This window comes from Desulfosporosinus sp. OT (genome assembly GCF_000224515.1).
Taxonomy (GTDB): domain Bacteria; phylum Bacillota; class Desulfitobacteriia; order Desulfitobacteriales; family Desulfitobacteriaceae; genus Desulfosporosinus.
The window spans coordinates 1-16,325 of the sequence record NZ_AGAF01000013.1; the positions used below are offsets into that span (position 1 = coordinate 1).

Here is a 16,325-nt window from a genome sequence, read left to right on the forward strand (position 1 = left end):
TCATGTTTAGTTACTTTCCAATCACCAAACTATCAAATCAGAGGAGGAATTACGATGTGCGGCATCGCCGGTGTTATCTCCAAAAATAATATGGATATTCCCTCAGGTTTGATCTCCATGCTAAATCTAATTCAGCATCGGGGTTCTGACGCCAGCGGCATTGCCGTATACAGTTGTGACAACACTATTACCCTGAGAACGACGCTGAAAGACAAAGCCCTGGCCACAACCTTGATCGAAATAATTAAAAAATTCGCTAAGGTTTTAGAAGAGCAAATCAGCGATTGGAGTCGAAACCTCATCTTTTCCGAAATACATCTGGAAATTTCGGAAGAGGATATCCCCAAGCTGCATGCAGCGATTAATAAGGTACCCGGCTTGACTGTTCACTCACTTGGTAAAGGGATGAAGGTCTACAAAGAAGGCGGTCTGATTGGCAATCTGATCAAAAACAATACCATCAATTGCGGTGCTGCAACCCATGGCATCGGTCATGTTCGTATGGCTACCGAAAGTGCCGAAGATATTAATGCAGCGCATCCCTTTGTTTCTCCTTTTTACCCGGAACTGTCCATCGTTCACAATGGACAGTTTACCAACTACTTTAATATGCGCCGCTTTTTGGAAGCCAAAGGAGCGACATTCAAGACCATGAACGATTCGGAAGCGGCCAGTCATTTGATCGCCTATGCTATGCGAGAAAATGGCGGAGATCTGAAAGCCGCTTTGGAATATGCCCTCGAAGCTATGGATGGCGTGTTTTGTATCATCGCTGCGACATCAACCCAAATGGGCTTTGTCAAAGACAAACTCGGTATTAAACCCATGCTTCTCTTCGAAACCGATAATTTGGTTATGTTTGGTTCGGAACAGATTGAATTCACAGCTATCGCCGAGGATGTATTCGCTGACGAAATGGACCCCGGGGAGGTAAGAGTATGGAAAATTTAGATGCAGCTTGCTATAAATCCTCTGAACTTAACGAGATTATTAAAGCCAAAATGAGGGACGGCTTGCAGGATATCGTCATTCGCAATTCACATTCGATGCATAACATGTGCGTGGGGCTTACCGGCCAAGGCAACATCACGATCGAAGACAGCACGGGCTTATATACCGCCAGTTTTATGGAAGGGCCGCGCGTTGTAGTAGAAGGCAATGTCGGTTGGTACGCAGGCGATGATATGATGAGCGGCGAGCTGATCATTAAAAAAAATACCGGCTGTAACGTCGGTGCCTATATCAACGGCGGCACCATCGTTATCTATGGCAGTACCGGCAGCCGGGTTGGCTATGGCATGAAGGGAGGAAGCATTATCGTCTGCGGCAATGCCGGACGGTGGGCAGCGCAAATGTCGATGGGCGGGAATTTGATCATTCTGGGTGAATTGGGCCAGCAAGCCGGAGAGTCGATGTATAAAGGAGCTGTTTTTACCCGGGATACCAACGCCGTAAATAAATTAGGCGGCAATGTTTTCTTAGATGAGGCGACCCCGGAAGAAAGAGTCATGTTAAAAGAGTTATTTGACCAATATGAGATCTCCGCTGATCCTAGCGAGTTCAAAGTCATTCGTCCCGCCACATCAGGTCGGCATAAATACGTCCTATTTAAACCGGTCTTGAAACCTAAAGCAGCTAAAAAATTCGCAAGGGGGGGTGAATTCCGTGAATGAGGAAACCAAAGTAAAAGAACCTACAGACTCAGTAAAAAGCTTGTGGCATAAAGATACCTTGGCCGAAATTGACTACAAAGCCAGGGCTGGTAAACACCGGATTCGCGGCTGTGCTACTCCGAGAAGAATGCCTAACTTTGATGATTTAATGATTTTACCAGGGCAACTGACTCGGATGACCATTGACACTTATCGGGAAGATTGCGAGACCAGAACCGTACTCGGTAAACGTTTCGCTAAAAAACCGCTGGTGATCGAAACTCCCGTAATGATTGGCGGTATGTCCTATGGAGCCCTGAGCAAAGAGGCTAAGACTGCCTTGGCTAAGGCGACTTCCCTCGTCGGAACGGTGATAAGTAATGGTGAAGGCGGAATACTTCCTGAAGAACTGGAAAATTCCTATCGGCAATCGATCCAGGTTCTGGCTTCGCGGATGGGATTTACCAAGCGGAATCTTGAAGTGGCGGATATGCTGGAATTTGTTTATGGAATTGGCGCTAAGCCAGGACTTTCAGGGCATCTGATGGGCAGCAAAATTAGTGCAGAAGTAGCCGAACTGAGAAAGCTGCCCATCGGCATCGACCTCCACAGTCATCCCCGCAGCGGGGACTCCTTTGGTGCCGATGATATGATCATTAAAATGGAGCAAATGAGGGAACTTACGAACTGGGAGGTCCCTATCTTCGTCAAAATGGCGGCGGGTCGTGTGCGGGAGGATATTAAAATCGCAGTAAAGCTCGGTATCGACGGAATCATCCTCGATGGCTGCCAAGCGGGAACTGGTGCAGCTCCGGTCATGGCCGCAGACCACTTGGGGATTCCTACGATGCCGGCTCTGGTTCAGGCCGTTAGGACTTTGGAAGAAATGGGCGTCAAGGACGAAGTCAGCCTGATCATTTCCGGCGGTATCAGAGATGGCGCTGACTTGGCTAAAGCTCTGGCCATCGGAGCAGATGCAGTAGCGATCGGTACCTCAGCTCTAATCGCCATGGGCTGCCGAGTGTGTATGCGTTGTCATACGGGAAATTGCAGTTTTGGCATTGGCACGCAGAACCCTGAACAAAGAAAGAACCTGGATATCGACGAAGCCGCCGAACGCGTCGCCAATTATATTCAAGCAATGACGGCAGAAGCTGTACTGCTTGCCAAAGCGGCAGGTAAATCAAAACTGAAAAACATGGAAAGGGAAGACTTGCGTGCCCTGACCCTGGAAACGGCAGCAATGACCGGCATTCCCCTTGTCGGAAGTGACCTGGTCATTGGTGAAGGGTTCGGCTTTACGGCCAATAACAAAATTTAGCTGGAGGGTAATATGAGAATAAAAGAACATCCTATTCTGCATACCTTTCCCAAAGGTGTGACCGTTCCCTTTTTCTTTGACGGCAAAACCTTAGAGGGCTGTGAAGGCGAGCCCATCGCTGCAGCTCTCCGGGCTGCAGGGGTGATGGTCCATCGCCATACTTCCCGGTTTGGTCAGCCGCGCGGCATCTTTTGTGCCATTGGACGGTGTACGGACTGTGTTATGGTGGTCGACGGCAAACCCAATGTCCGAACCTGCATCACGCCATTGCGAGCTGGGATGCAGGTACAAACTCAATACGGCGTCAGTGCCAAAGAGGTGTAGGGATTATGAAAAGATATGAGCTCATTGTCATAGGCGCAGGCCCGGCCGGACTTTCTGCTGCCATTGAAGCTGCTTCCTGGGGAATGAAAGTCATCGTGTTTGATGAAAACGTCCGGCCAGGAGGCCAGCTTTTTAAACAAATTCATAAATTCTTTGGCTCCAAAAAACATAAAGCCAAAATCAGAGGTTTTCGGATTGGAGACACTCTACTCAAGGAAGCTGAGCAAGCCGGAGTCACGGTCCAGCTTAAGGCCACGGTGATGGGAGTTTTCAATAACAAAGAAATCACCGTTATGATGAACGATCAGATAGAACACTTTAAGGGCGACAACATCCTTATCGCTACCGGGGCCTCAGAAAATATGATTACGTTTCCCGGTTGGACATTACCCGGCGTCATCGGAGCCGGCGCGGCCCAGACACTGATGAATCTGCACGGCGTTAAACCCGGCAGCAAAATATTAATGGTGGGCTCGGGCAATGTTGGCCTTGTGGTCAGTTTTCAACTCCTGCAAGCAGGCTGCGAGGTCGTGGCCATCATTGATGCCTCTTCACGTATCGGAGGCTACGGTGTCCACGCGGCCAAAGTGGCGCGCACAGGTGTACCGTATTATTTATCGCATACCATTATTCAAGCCGAAGGTGAAGACTGTGTAACCGGAGCAGTTATCGGCGAAGTTGACGACCACTGGCAAATTATCGAGGGCACGCAAAAGAAACTGGATGTCGACACTATTTGTCTCGCTGTTGGCTTATCTCCCATGTCCCAGTTGGCGCGCATGGCCGGCTGTGAGATGATTGACGAGGCAGTAAAGGGTGGATTGGTTCCTCTGTGCAGCGAGTATGGCGAAACCTCCATCCCGGGACTTTTCTGCGCCGGAGACGTAGCCGGAATCGAAGAGGCCAGCTCAGCGATGATCCAGGGACGCATCGCTGGTTCTGTCGCAGCCAGACGCGCCGGTTATATCCTAGATCAAGAGTTTGCTCAAAAGAATGCCGATTTTCAGGAATCCCTGGCCCAGCTTCGTGAAGGGATGTTTGGAGCAGAGAAAAAGGGAAAAAACTTGAGTCATACTGACGAAGGTATTCCTCTTTCCCTAACCCTGCTTCAGGAGGGCTATATTAATGAAGCGGAAATTCAACGGTTCCCCGGTTTCAGTGAAACCATATCAAGCGAAACCAAAACAAAGGGTGTCTACCCAGTAATCGAATGTACGCAAAATATCCCTTGCAATCCTTGTCAGGACGCTTGCCAGCAGGGTTGTATTTCCATTGGGGATCGCATCACCAGTCTGCCTATTGTGACCGATAAGGAAAAATGCAGCGGCTGCGGGATGTGTGTCTCTTCCTGCCCCGGTCAGGCTATTTTTCTCATTGAGGAAAACTATGAGGAAGATTACGTGGCCATTTCTCTTCCTTATGAATTTTTGCCCCTGCCCCAACCTGGTGAACAAGGATTAGCCCTGGATAGAAGCGGCCAAGCAGTAGGTTCGGCTGAAATCGTGAAGGTGCGTCAAGGCAAGGCGATGGATGAGACAGCCATCGTTACCATGAAAGTTCGAGCTAAGTATGCAGCTTCAGCACGCTTTTACCAACAGCTCGAAGGATGCCTTTCCGGCGGTTCGACGGAAGCCTTGGCCATGAAGGGAGGGGAGCTAGAATGAGTAAAGTTGTTGAGCGTTCCCAGGATTTAGGACCGTGTATTCCCCAAAACGATGATGATCTTATTATTTGTCGATGTGAAGAGATTACCAAAGGTGAAATCAGACAGGCCGTGCATGACGGAATGTATAACTTAACGGAAGTAAAACGTTATTTGCGCACGGGGATGGGTTTATGCCAAGGTCAGACCTGCAGTCGCCTTGTCCGAAGCATTGTGGCTAAAGAGCTGGGTATATCTCCCGCCGAATTGGAGTTAACCTCTGCTCGCTCACCTGCCCGGCCAATCGAGATGCAAACCTATTCGAACGAAGTGTGGTGATAGAATGAAGAATCATGCGGAAGTTATAATCATTGGCGGCGGGGTGATCGGTTGCGCCGCGGCTTATTACCTGGCTAAAAAAGGAGTAAAATCTATCGTGTTGGAGAGAAATGAAATCGGCTACGGAGGCTCAAGCCGAAATGGCGGCGGTGTCCGGCAATCGGCCAGAGATCCCCGCGAGCTGCCTCTGGCTATGCACGGTGCCCAATATTTATGGCCGCAACTTTCGGAGGAACTGGGAGTCGATGTGGAATATTGCCAAAAAGGCAACCTGCGCCTCGCCAAAACCGAAGCTCATCTAAAAACCTTGGAAAAACTGGTTGAATCCAGTCATTCCAACGGTTTGGATGTAAAAATGATCTCTGGAGACGAGGCTAGGCAAATTTGCCCCTATATGTCCCATGAGGTCATAGGCGCCAGTTGGTGTCCCACCGATGGGCATGCCAATCCGATGCTGACAACCCTCGCCTTCTACAAAAAAGCGCGGGAACTTGGGGTACGCTTTATCACCGGCGAAAATGTCAGCGAAATCAGGAAAATCAAGGGCCGGGCGCGTCAGGTGGTAACGGATGAAACTATCTATGAGGGAGATAGCATTCTCTTGGCTACCGGTTATGAATCCAGACCGATCGCCAACACGGTGGGAATCGACATCCCTATGCAGCGTATTTTGTTGGAGGCATTGGTAACTGAAGCGCAGCCCAAAATGTTTGATCAGATGTTAGGAACGGCGGCGGCAGATTTTTATGGGCATCAATCCAAACATGGCTCCTTCGTTTTCGGTGGTTCAACCGGCCTGGAGCCCTATATTTCGGAACAGCCCTACCCTGTAACAACCAGCTTTACCGCATCTTCCACTTGTCGGGGGATTATTAAGTATTTCCCTGTTTTAAAAGACGCCAAAATTGTGCGCACCTGGGCAGGGTGGATTGATGACTGTGCAGATCACGTTCCAGTTATCGACCAGATTGAGGAAGTGCCCGGTTTAGTTCTAGCCTGCGGTTTTTCTGGTCATGGCTTCGGTATCTCGCCAACTGTCGGTCTGTTGCTCAGCGAACTGGTGACAAACACCGCTCTGACGCTGGATATATTTGCGCTAAGATATAATCGGTTTAAAGCCAGAGCGTAGTGAACTCGTTCAGCTTAAGCTGAGCATCGAGACTTCGGTGGGGGAGTCTACCTCCTTCGCCGCCAAGTGTTCCTATTGGGAAAAGGCGGCTCGGCGAAACCCTCCACTGGAGGCTTTCGTCACCGAAGCAGAGTACAGGGGACCCACTCCCACTTGTAGAAGTGGGAGTCTTACGGTTGGATAATTAAAACTTGTCAATCCAAACAGTTCTTAATCGGATTTCAAAACTTTGACGCAGGGGGAATGTGGATATGCACCCTACAAAAGAAAGCAGTGTTCTCAGTTGGACACGAACGAATTATTCCTCGGGTGCCCCGCTGGAAGATCTAGTCGGTTACAGTCGGGTAGTAAAAGTCGGACCGTTTATCTACGTGGGTGGCACCACTTCGGTTCAGCCGGATGGAAGTGTTTACGGTGAAAATGATCCCTACTCCCAAACCAAATATATTTTAGAAAAGCTCATCAAGTTAATTGAGAATGCCGGTGCTAAACGAGCGGATGTTACGAAAATCAAGATCTATACCACGGATATGAGCTTGGGAGGAGAAATAGGCAGGGCCTACTCCGAATTATTTAAGGATGTCAAACCGTTATTCACCATGGTTGGAACAACTGCCTTAAATCGACCGACTCAGTTGGTGGAGATCGAAATGGATGCAATCATTATGGGTGAGTGACACCATCCCTGAATATGGGTTAATCAGTTTTTCAATCGGATCATGCAGTTAAAGAAAAATAGTTACCGGTTGGGTTATGATGAAGCCTATTCTGACTTAGTAACATGGATAGTTGAGGCAGTTCATCGTAACTGGCCAAATACAACGTGGGGTAGGGACGAGCTAAACCGATACTGCTCGCGAAAAGATGATGAGCATAATTAATTCAAAAAGAAATTCAAGTGGGGTTATTAAAACAACCCCACTTGAATTCAAGAAAAGTTTAAGAAATAACAGTAAAAACGGAGGGCAATGCTCTCCGTTTTGTTGTTTTTAAATAAGCCTTAAAATCCATTATGTTATACTTATTTTAACTAATAACTATTGGAACAAAATGCAACTATTTGATAAGTTGCTTGAGTCTAATATTATAGAAACCCAAAATGATATTATGTGCATTCCGGAATGCCATAAAAGAGGTGCAATATGGAAATTCTTATTAAAAAAGCCCAAAAGGGTGATGAGGAAGCTTTTATTCAAGCTTTAACTTCGTACATGCCTGTAATGTATAAAGTAGCAAGAACAAGACTTTCATCCGAAGAGGATGTTGGAGATGCGATTCAGGAAACCATTCTCTCATCTTTTAAAAATTTGCAGTCATTGAAAAATCCAAGCTACTTTAGGACTTGGCTCATAAAGATTCTAATTAACAAATGCAATGATATTATTAAGCAAAATAGCAAAGTAATTTGCATTGGGTCTTATGAGGAAACAGACATGCTAACTGACGCTGTTAGTAATGGTAACCTAGAGGGCGATATGGACTTCAACCGAATTCTGCTGGGATTAAGTATTGACTACCGAACGGTCATTGTTCTGTATTATGTTAACGGCTTTAATACTAGAGAAATCAGTGAAATCCTTAACGAGAAGGAAGGAACCATAAAATCAAGATTATCTCGGGCTAGAGCGCAGCTAAAGTCAAGTTACACTGGATTATTGGAGGTAAAGTAATATGGAAAGAGATTATGAACAGCAATTAAAAAGTTCCTTAAGTCGCAATGTTGAAATCCCCCAAAGCGTTCTCAATAAAGCTGAAGGGGCATTTGATGAAATTCGCAGTCACAGAAATCAAAGAGCCGTAAAAAAACCCGTGTTTATTAAAAAACAGTGGGTTGCCGCAGCGGTAGCAGTAGTTTTCTTAGGTTTAACTTTCAACCAACCAGTAATTGCGGCTATTAAAGCGGCATTTTGGGGGAATCACGCTGGCATTGAAAGTGCTGTCGAAAATGGATATGGGCAGGAAGTTCAAACTGCTTCGGTTAAATCCCATGGAGTAGAAACTAAGGTAACAAACGTCGTTATCGACAAATCAAGACTTGGTCTCTCAGTTGATGTAAAATTTGATGATTTAAAGTCTATAAAAAATGTGGCATCAATGTATTTGGATATGGTAATTACCAATAGTCAAGGAAATGTCATTTCGGGCGATGGTTATCCTAATCAACCCGTAGGAGGAATTGAATTTACAACTGATACTACCAACAAGGACAGTGGAAGTTTAAGATATAACGTTCTATTTCAATCCTCAACAGCAAGTATCCCGCAAACTGACCAACTAAAAGCGGAAATTAAGAGTATTGCCTTGTATGCTAAGGACAAAGCTGATAAACCGATTAAAGTTATTGAAGGACCTTGGGACCATAATGTTTCATTAGACAAGCAGTTTTCCAACACTAAAGGTGTAGCTTATACGGCAACAAATAATAATGATGAACTAAGTGTTATCTCTGCTGAATTGTTACCGACTGGGTTTTATGTTAAGTTCGCAGTTACCACTCCAAATCCTAATGACGAAAATATTGTGCCTAAGGCTCAGTTAGTGGATTCGACTGGTAATATCTATAAAAGCTCTGGGATGGCAAGCATGTCCACGGAAAATAACAAAGCTATCATTTCAAAAGTTTTCGAAGTTTCAAGCTTTGATAAAGTTGAATCGTTAAATCTTGTGCTGAAAGATATTAGCGGTAAGGACAGCGTCGTAAAATTGGTAAAATCTACAAAGTGAATGGATTTTATTTCTCTCATTGTAAACCGCTTATCCGTTATACCCAAACGCTGAATATCATATGGGAGCATTCACCTGTATCAAGTACAGAACTGGTCATGCTTGCCAATGAAGAGCTTGGTTGGAAGAAATCAACTACCTATACTGTTATTCGAAGTTGTGTGAACGTGGGAGCGATAAAAAATGAAAATACAGTAGTTTATGCATTGATAAACCTGAAGGAAAAATTAAGTAAGGATGAAGTTGAAGAATTAAAGAAAATAGTAGAGCAATATGGGAAGGAGGAATAAGAGATCATGAACTTTAAAAAGCCCAGGTTCTGGTTGGGTACCACAGCCGTTGTCATTTTTGTTGCTATTGGTGTGGTGCTGCTGACCAACGGGCAATATAAAGCTGTTAATAAAGAAGGAATAAGGGGTTCTAATGTGGGTCCGATTGTTATAGATGAATTGAGAACAGTGATACCTTATACATTAGAAGTAACTAAAACAATAAGTGATTATGCTCATGGTCAACATATCGTATGGGTAGAAGGTCGTTTTAAAAGTTCAGATAAAGAATTATCCCTGACATTTATTGATGATAAAGGAAAACAATTAGAGAATGGTGTAAGAAAGGCAGATGAAATCAAACCCATTGATAATGAATGGTTATCTTTCCGTCATAAACTGATTGAGACCACCGGCAAAATTACAGATACCCAAAATGTTACTGTTGTTTTTCATTTAAAGCAAGACGGCAAAAATGTTAAAGGGTTACTTACTGTACCAGCAAAACAGTTTTCAGAGATCTCAAAAGAGCCTACTAATGAGCAAAACGATACAAAGAGTAATGGAAGTAGGGATAATAAGAACTGGGAAGTAGTCTCAAGGGCAGATAGAGTTCAAGGAACGATTACTGAATTGGATATGACTGATGATATATTATATTCGGTTACCCTAACAGGAATAAGGCGTATCATATTGCCTAATAATCCAATTGATTATGACTTTGCAGGTCAAACATTCCATATTGTGTTTAACGAAGAATTATCGAAAGCAGGAAACCTCAAAGACAAGTTAAAGAAAGGGGTGGAAATTGTTGTAACTTTCGCCCAGTATGCTATCCCACCTAACGGAAAAAATCCAGGTAAAAGTATAATTGGAGCATATTTGAGTGAAATTTATTATTTTGAAAATGGTAAGTATTATGATATACAAGGGAAAGAGGTTGATCTTCTACCTTCTTCTGACCCGGAATTCCTTACTAAACCTCAAATGGAGCTTCCTGTGGATTTAGAAATTGAAAGATATGAACAAAATCAAGTTAACGAAGGGCATGAACCATGGAAATTAGACCCGGTTCAAGTTACTCAAGATTATATTTATAATCGAGTGTCTTCCGAGGACAGAAAAGTTATTAGTTTTAAAGTTATACAGAAAACCGAAAAAGTAGCCATTATTGCAGTTACAGGAGAAAACAGTTCGATCAAAAATGTGTATCTGAAGCGACTGGTAAAACAAGATGATACAGGAATTTGGTCTATAGTGGGATTTGACCCTAAAAATACAGCATCAGAAGACCGTTAAGCTTGTATAATTGATGAACTGACCTCTAATGAGTACAGTATTAAAATCAAGGACCTGACGCAAGCCACCTTTATTGTGAGGAAAAGTGGGGAAGAACAGGAACAACCACTGCTATAGATGCCAGAGGGATGTCAGATGGTACATTAAGGTTTTTAGGGATTCTTACTGCCTTATTAACAAGGCCCTCAGGGTCACTCATAGTCATCGAAGAAGTCGATAATGGGTTGCATCCTTCCAGAGCAAAACTTCTCTTAGAAACCATGATTGAAATTGGTACAGAGCGAAATATTGATATTTTAATTACCACGCACAATTCAGCATTAATGGATGAACTGGGGGCTGAAATGATACCCTTTATTCAGGTAGTGCATCGTGATGCTGAGGATGGTACAAGTAAGATCACTTTATTGGAAGATATAAAATCCCTGCCGAAACTATTGGCTCATGGGTCAGTGGGTGAACTTAGCACAAAAGGTGAAATTGAAAGAAGCCTTTCCTTGAATGGAGGATAATCCAATGAAAAGTAAGGTTGTCATCGTAGATACTTCCATGGGTCAGTTTTCAGTATAAATCAATATCATGTAGTTGATGTTTGCAGACGTTCAGATTAGATAATAAGAACCTCTTATGGTAAATGTTCTCTTTTACCATAAGAGGCTTTGAAGATTGATCCGTCTTGACGACCTTAGTGGAAGAGATTTACTAATAACTACAAACATTAAGTCATAGTATTCTTATTTCGTTCAGTGTCTTCTTGCTAACTAAACTTCAAAAAACCATATTCTGTATATTGCTAAAGAGGAGAAAAATAAATGGATTTTGCAGTATTTTTACAGGAACATGAATATATAGATTTTTCATCAACTTTAATTATAGAAAAAGCAAAACAGCTTTTTAATCAAATAAATACAGATGTTGAAAAAGCTAAGATTGCATTTGAATATGTGAGAGATGAAATACCCCATTCATTTGATATAGGAGCGAAAATAATTACAGCAAAAGCTTCGAATGTTCTTAAGTATCAAACTGGAATTTGCCATGCTAAAGCTAACTTACTTGCAGCTTTATTAAGGACTCAAGGGATACCAGCAGGAATGTGTTTTCAACATATAACGCTGGCAGATGACGATTCTCTTGGATATTGTGTTCATTGTTTTAATGCGATTTACGTTGATAATCATTGGATTAAAGTAGATGCTAGAGGTAATACAAATGGGAAAAACGCGCAGTTTTCACTTGATAAACCAATACTTGCGTTTCCCAATCGACAGAATTATAATGAGTTTTTCTGGCCAGGGATATATGCTAATCCACATAAAGATACTATGAAAATGTTAGATAATGCTACTTGCATACAAGATATTTTGGATAACATTCCGGACTATGTTGATCAAATACCGGATATTACCTATTAATTGTTTTGAGCATGATATTATGTTGGTCCATACGCGTGGCTGCTGTATGAAAAAGGCTATGAGTCGATATAGATTTAGTGTCAAGACTACATTAGGAGATGGTGTGTTCTGTCAAGAAAAACATCCTTCATTTACGTCTTCTTAGCGGTTTACCTCCTCCTATCGGTAGGGTGTTTTCGGAATGTAACGAGTAAACAGACATTTGATCAGTTGAAGGCAAGTGGTAACCAAACGGAGAACGCTAATAGGATTTGGCAATTTACTTCAATCCAGATGTTCAGTGAGACCTCGGGCTGGGCATCAAACAACAGGGACGTTCTCCGGACCACTGACGGCGGTTTTTCGTGGCAGGTGGTTACACCATTGGTTGGCAAGGGAGAAGCTTTCGGGCTAATTGAGGATTTTGTTGATGCCGATCAGGCGTGGGTAGCAATCTCATCGCGAAATGAGGAAAAGGTTCATATCCTGGTTTTTCACACCACCGACGGCGGTCAGACCTGGCACAAGACCGAGTTGCCGCAAGGAGCCAAAAACAGAGGTCCGTTTTATTGGGGTGCGATTACTTTCACTGATTCCCGGCATGGATGGTTGATGGCTGTTTATAGCCAGCATAATTGCCCTGCGGAGCTGTTTAAAACCATCGATGGCGGGATTACCTGGATCCAGATCGCCAGCGTTTATGACCTTGTTAAGAATAATGGCCTTCCTTTTGGGGGGGAGATCAGTTTTCGTGATCCTAAAATTGGTTGGCTGGTTGGGAGGCTTGACCCTTCTATCCAGTTGCTCTACCGGACGCAAGACGGAGGCCTCACGTGGCAGAGGCAGAAATTAAAACTTCCGGTTGGTTACGAGAGTGGTGAACTTAGCGTTCGCGATTCCCCGGTGTTCTTCTCGGCCAATGAAGGCCTGTTGACGGCGATATATGTGCCAAAGAACGGCCAAGGCAATAGTGCAACTATCTTATACACCACGAAGGATGGTGGGCAAACGTGGCAAAGTAGGACGCCTCTACAGTTCCAAGGCATCGTAGATTTCACCGATGCTTACAATGGCTGGAGCTGGCAGTGGAAGACTTCGGCCAAGAAAGAGCTCTATCATACCTCTGACGGGGGCAAAACTTGGACTGGCATCGAACCAGACCAGAATTTGAAACATTTTCTCGATCAGGGGCTGGATGTAGCAGAACTCGACTTCATAAATGACAAGATAGGATGGGCACTATTGATCTCCAATGATGGACAGCTAGTGCTTCTTAGGACGACGGACGGAGGAGATAGCTGGTCCATTGTATATCCGCGTTAACCAGTGTGTCTTATGGAGAGGCGAATTAAATCGTTTCAGTGCTTAATTCAAAACCTTCGAGGTTTGCTGTTTCGTCAATTTCAATAAGTAAGTACCGCCTTCCATCTTTCTTTACTTGCTTAATGTTTTTTAGGTCTTGTGGGCTTACGGAAATGCTCATGGGGCAGGGAGAAGTAATCACTAGAAGGAGAAATCGCCTGTGTGTTGAATATAGTTACTAAAGATATAACCATAATAAATGGCTTTGACCGAAGGCGAATACACAGCGTTCCGAGTGGAAAAACAAAGGAGTTGTTTGGAATTGTTGACGTTACTGGCAACCTTAAAAGTAAAACCTGGCAAAGAGGCCGAAGTGACCGAAATTTGTACTCAATTGGCCAAGGAAGTTCTTTCAAAGGAAAAGGACTGTTTGATGTACATACCCCATGTGGTAAAGAATGACCCAACTGAAATAGTCTTCTTTGAAAAGTACAAGGATAAAGAGGCCTTCAAAGCCCATGGGAGTTCAGCTTATTTTCAGGCAGCAGCCCAAAAGTTTGAAGACCTACTAGAGGGTAAGATCCAGGTAAAATTTCTTGAAGAAGTTTAATAGGCAGTAGCGAGCGACTGACGCCAAACATAAAAATAAATTAGAGGAGGCCTTCGCGTGTTGATGCGAAAGCCTCCATTACTTTGCTTATCTCATATAACTACAGGAACAAGGGCTAAGTGAGGGAGGGTTAATACGAGTAAATATCGAGCTTGGTTGTTACTTGTTGCAACCACTTTATCAGTTTTCAAGACCCCCACTTCTATAAGTGGGGGTAGGTTCTTCGTAAACTTCAGGTGGGGTAGAGTCCCCATCTGAAGCCTCGATGTTCAGCTTTAGCTGAACGAGTTCACTTTGGGCGGGGATTTTTCTGAATCTAATCCCTGTCTTTACTGCCATGATTAGCTGGATTTCGGGAGAAAGAATTACAGGAACTCAGGTCCTTGGCGGATCGCTCGTCTTCCTGGGAGTATATCTAACATCAGGAATGTTGAATCATAGATTTGGGGTCCTATTCTCGAAGTACAAGTGATTAGCTGGATGAATTATTTACTTCCTTCAGCGAAGAATTGAAGAAGAGTAGAGTGGAGGAACCAACTTGAACAAATATGTTCTAATAGAGGCCGAAGTAGTGTTGTTGGTCATTGATATTCAAGACAAATTAGTTCCTGCGATGAAATACGGCGAACAAGTTATTCAAAACACCAATACACTAATTTCCGTTGCCAAGAAATTAGGTGTTCCTATCATCGTCACAGAACAATACCCCAAAGGCCTAGGGAAGACGGTTTCAGAGGTAAGCAATAATCTCGAGGGATCGTTAACTTACGAAAAGACTTCCTTTTCAGGTTGTACCAGTGAGGTAACTTCAGCACTCAAGGGGCTGGGACGAAAGAAAATCATTATTACAGGAATGGAAACCCATGTTTGTGTTTTTCAAACGGTAAGGGATTTACTTGCCAACGGTTACCAGGTTTTCGTAGTGGGTGATGCGGTGTGTTCAAGAACCAAGGGGAATTACTTAAATGGGCTATCCCTAATGGCATCTATGGGAGCAGTAGTTACTAACACAGAAACAGTATTTTTCGATTTGATGAAGCAAGCAGGTACACCTCTGTTTAGGGAGCTCTCTAAACTGATAAAATAGAGTACAACACAGGGTGGCTGAGTAAAAGAGGTCCCGTCCTCTAAGTTCGGAGACCTGCTATTTTAGGTATAACAATTACCCGATGAATTCCGCGCATTCGTATTATTCAACTGCCACAACACATGTGGAGTGCGTATGTCTTTTGAAGAAGGCTATGTGAAAAAGCATAGCAGGAAGATAGGAATCGAATTTTTAGTAGAATTAATTATAGGAGGACATGTTATGAAAATTTCAAAAAAAGATGCGTTGTTTTGGTTTGAATTCTTTTCAATATTGCCTGAGGATGAGGAAGTTATGACAAAACAACAAGAAATCATTTACGCTACCTTTGCACAAATTGAGGCTGCGATCGATCATAGAAATGATATGTTAATGTCGGACATCAGAGGCTTGAAAACTTTGGAGAATAGAACTTTTTTTGTGGGAAATGAAAGCAAATTCCCCAAAGGATGTCGTTCTTGTCTGTTGGGAACCGGTTTGAGTGCCATCAGGAAAACGAACAAATGTAACTTAGAGTGTAAGTTCTGCTATCATTATGGAGAACTGGATGATATTGCTCCGGTTGGCGAAGGCATGTGGGAAATCGGAGGCACAAAATTTTATGAGAAGGATATTGATTTACTTCTTTCCATCCAACAGAAGCCCACGGGCATTTCCTACGTTTATTTAGAGCCATTCATGGAAATTGAAAAATACTATTCGGTTATAAAGAAATTCAGTGATGCAGGGATTCATCAACATCTCTATACAAATGGCACTTTAGCTACGGAAGAGACGTTGAAAGCTTTAGGTGAAGCCGGTCTTGACGAGTTGCGTTTCAATCTGGGTGCCTCAAATTGTTCGGACAAAGTGATTAAAATTATTGCAATAGCAAAAAAATACATTAAAAATGTAGGTATTGAAACGCCAATGACTCCTGAGTTCTTCGAAACTTTTTTCAAGAAGAAGCAAGCGATCTTAGAGACAAAACTCGATTTTATCAATTGTGCAGAATTGCACCTAAATGCCAATAGCATAGACAATTATTACGGGGAAAACATGTATATTTCCAGACATGGCTATATATCTCCGATTTGGAGTAGAGAATTAACTCTGAAATTCATGAAAATAGCCGTGGAAGAAAGCTGGGATTTAGCTGTTCATGATTGCTCAAACTATACGAAATTTGCCAGAGGTTTGAATTTTAGTGGCAATGAGGGTAGGTGGGTCGGATCCAGTAATTATACCTGTGAG

The 16,325-nt window shown here is 43.5% G+C and carries 19 protein-coding genes and 1 pseudogene; 19 read left to right on the forward strand and 1 reads right to left on the reverse strand.

Annotated features, from left to right (window positions below):
* The 15 genes from DOT_RS01075 to DOT_RS01145 form a co-directional block, all read left to right on the forward strand.
* On the forward strand, positions 1–951 hold a 951-nt coding region (locus tag DOT_RS01075; RefSeq protein ID WP_242833738.1), incomplete at its 5' end, for a hypothetical protein.
* Positions 939–1,673: a glutamate synthase gene (locus DOT_RS01080; protein WP_009612961.1), complete on the forward strand. Its 735-nt coding sequence runs from the start codon at positions 939–941 to the stop codon at positions 1,671–1,673. The genes DOT_RS01075 and DOT_RS01080, both read left to right, overlap by 13 nt.
* On the forward strand, positions 1,666–2,973 hold the full coding sequence (locus tag DOT_RS01085) for an FMN-binding glutamate synthase family protein (RefSeq protein WP_009612963.1): 1,308 nt from the start codon (positions 1,666–1,668) through the stop codon (positions 2,971–2,973). Before DOT_RS01080 ends, DOT_RS01085 begins: the two co-directional genes overlap by 8 nt.
* A gap of 12 nt (positions 2,974–2,985) precedes the next feature.
* Complete coding sequence (locus DOT_RS01090) at positions 2,986–3,297, forward strand: (2Fe-2S)-binding protein (protein WP_009612964.1); 312 nt, start codon at positions 2,986–2,988, stop codon at positions 3,295–3,297.
* 5 nt (positions 3,298–3,302) lie between these two features.
* Entirely contained in the window at positions 3,303–4,961 is a 1,659-nt protein-coding gene (locus DOT_RS01095; protein ID WP_009612966.1) for an FAD-dependent oxidoreductase, read from the forward strand.
* A complete protein-coding gene (locus DOT_RS01100) occupies positions 4,958–5,278 on the forward strand; it encodes a (2Fe-2S)-binding protein (RefSeq protein WP_009612968.1) in 321 nt (106 codons plus the stop codon). The genes DOT_RS01095 and DOT_RS01100 overlap by 4 nt, the downstream gene beginning before the upstream one ends.
* Before the next feature lie 4 nt (positions 5,279–5,282).
* Positions 5,283–6,407 carry an FAD-binding oxidoreductase gene (locus DOT_RS01105; RefSeq protein WP_009612970.1) on the forward strand — a complete coding sequence of 375 codons (1,125 nt, stop codon included), beginning with the start codon at positions 5,283–5,285 and terminating at the stop codon, positions 6,405–6,407.
* A gap of 251 nt (positions 6,408–6,658) precedes the next feature.
* Complete coding sequence (locus tag DOT_RS01110) at positions 6,659–7,084, forward strand: Rid family hydrolase (protein ID WP_009612972.1); 426 nt, start codon at positions 6,659–6,661, stop codon at positions 7,082–7,084.
* Between the two features lie 465 nt (positions 7,085–7,549).
* Complete coding sequence (locus tag DOT_RS01115) at positions 7,550–8,077, forward strand: sigma-70 family RNA polymerase sigma factor (RefSeq protein WP_009612974.1); 528 nt, start codon at positions 7,550–7,552, stop codon at positions 8,075–8,077.
* 1 nt (position 8,078) lies between these two features.
* On the forward strand, positions 8,079–9,131 hold the full coding sequence (locus DOT_RS01120) for a DUF4179 domain-containing protein (protein WP_009612975.1): 1,053 nt from the start codon (positions 8,079–8,081) through the stop codon (positions 9,129–9,131).
* The gene (locus DOT_RS01125; RefSeq protein WP_348982129.1) at positions 9,128–9,421 is read left to right on the forward strand and encodes a BlaI/MecI/CopY family transcriptional regulator; all 294 of its coding nucleotides are present in this window, start codon (positions 9,128–9,130) and stop codon (positions 9,419–9,421) included. The genes DOT_RS01120 and DOT_RS01125 overlap by 4 nt, the downstream gene beginning before the upstream one ends.
* Before the next feature lie 6 nt (positions 9,422–9,427).
* Positions 9,428–10,699, forward strand: a complete 1,272-nt coding sequence (locus DOT_RS01130) for a hypothetical protein (protein WP_009612978.1) — start codon at positions 9,428–9,430, stop codon at positions 10,697–10,699.
* A 113-nt stretch (positions 10,700–10,812) separates the two neighbouring features.
* Positions 10,813–11,211: an ATP-binding protein gene (locus DOT_RS01135; protein WP_348982130.1), complete on the forward strand. Its 399-nt coding sequence runs from the start codon at positions 10,813–10,815 to the stop codon at positions 11,209–11,211.
* Between the two features lie 300 nt (positions 11,212–11,511).
* Positions 11,512–12,114, forward strand: a complete 603-nt coding sequence (locus DOT_RS01140; protein WP_009612980.1) for a transglutaminase family protein — start codon at positions 11,512–11,514, stop codon at positions 12,112–12,114.
* Positions 12,115–12,477: 363 nt separating this feature from the next.
* Positions 12,478–13,416, forward strand: a complete 939-nt coding sequence (locus tag DOT_RS01145; protein ID WP_040410886.1) for a YCF48-related protein — start codon at positions 12,478–12,480, stop codon at positions 13,414–13,416.
* 25 nt (positions 13,417–13,441) lie between these two features.
* Here DOT_RS01145 and DOT_RS29455 read toward each other — a convergent pair.
* A pseudogene (locus DOT_RS29455) lies at positions 13,442–13,576 on the reverse strand (DUF4317 family protein); the annotation flags it as partial.
* A gap of 141 nt (positions 13,577–13,717) precedes the next feature.
* Between DOT_RS29455 and DOT_RS01150 the strand changes: the two are divergent.
* The 4 genes from DOT_RS01150 to DOT_RS01160 form a co-directional block, all read left to right on the forward strand.
* Entirely contained in the window at positions 13,718–14,005 is a 288-nt protein-coding gene (locus DOT_RS01150) for a putative quinol monooxygenase (protein ID WP_009612983.1), read from the forward strand.
* Positions 14,006–14,309: 304 nt separating this feature from the next.
* Complete coding sequence (locus tag DOT_RS28155; protein WP_139024093.1) at positions 14,310–14,477, forward strand: EamA family transporter; 168 nt, start codon at positions 14,310–14,312, stop codon at positions 14,475–14,477.
* 66 nt (positions 14,478–14,543) lie between these two features.
* Positions 14,544–15,092, forward strand: coding sequence for a hydrolase (locus DOT_RS01155; RefSeq protein WP_040410887.1), 549 nt, complete (start codon positions 14,544–14,546; stop codon positions 15,090–15,092).
* Between the two features lie 222 nt (positions 15,093–15,314).
* Positions 15,315–16,325 (forward strand): radical SAM protein (locus tag DOT_RS01160; RefSeq protein WP_009612986.1); only part of this gene is annotated, 1,011 nt, incomplete at its 3' end.